Annotated in this window: 2 protein-coding genes; both read left to right on the forward strand. The window is 63.9% G+C overall.

What is annotated here, in order from left to right; translation table 11 throughout:
* Positions 1-374 (forward strand): potassium transporter TrkG (locus tag AC1DWF_RS33020; RefSeq protein ID WP_476842725.1); only part of this gene is annotated, 374 nt, incomplete at its 5' end.
* Positions 367-886, forward strand: a 520-nt coding sequence (locus AC1DWF_RS33025; protein WP_476842726.1) for a potassium channel family protein, incomplete at its 3' end; no start/stop codon positions are given. The genes AC1DWF_RS33020 and AC1DWF_RS33025, both read left to right, overlap by 8 nt.

Below are 886 nucleotides of genomic sequence, written 5' to 3' on the forward strand. Positions count from 1 at the left end.
GACTGGTGGTGTGGGCCGAGATCCGCGGCGAGCCCGATGCCACCGCCTTTGGGCGTCGTATTTCCAGAGAGGTCCAGCGGCAGGCGTTGACGATCGTGCTGCTCGCTGTTGGTATCGTCGGGACGGCGACGCTGCTTCTTCTGAGCGTGAGCGACTTCCCCCTGCAGGACATTCTGTTCGAGGCCATCTCGGCCTTTGCTATTGTTGGACTATCAACTGGGATTACCGCCAACCTGCCGCCGGGTGGCCAAATCATTCTGGTGGCGTTGATGTTCCTCGGGCGGGTTGGGACCATCACCGTCGCCACGGGCTTGGCCCTTCGCAGAAGGCAGAACCCGTACCGCTATCCGGAGGAGCGCCCCATCGTTGGCTAAGACCCCATCCCCCAGCAGCGATAGCGTCGTGGTGATCGGCCTTGGCCGCTTCGGTGGTGCGGTCGCGGAGTCCCTCGCCCGTGTCGGACACGACGTTCTCGCCATCGACCTGGATGCCGAGCTCGTCCAGTCCTGGGCGGACCGGCTCACCCACGTGGTGCAGGCAGACTCGACCAACAGCGACACACTGCGCCGGCTCGGCGTGCATGAGTTCAGCAGGGCAGTTGTCGGTATCGGTAACGACCTCGAGGCAAGCGTCCTGACCGTACTGGCGCTCGGTGAGCTCGGCATCGAGGACATCTGGGCCAAGGCGCTTAGTCCCAAACATGGCCGCATCCTGGAACGCACGGGTGCTCACCACGTGATCTTTCCCGAGGCCGCGATGGGAGAGCGCGTCGCCCATCTGGTGACCGGCAAGATGATCGACTTCATCGAATTCGACGACGGATTCGCGATAGTCAAGACGCGTGCGCCGCGCGAGGCTGAGGGCAAGACCCTCGCCGAATGCGCAC

The sequence above is a fragment of the Aminobacter sp. P4_D5 genome, assembly GCF_056401815.1.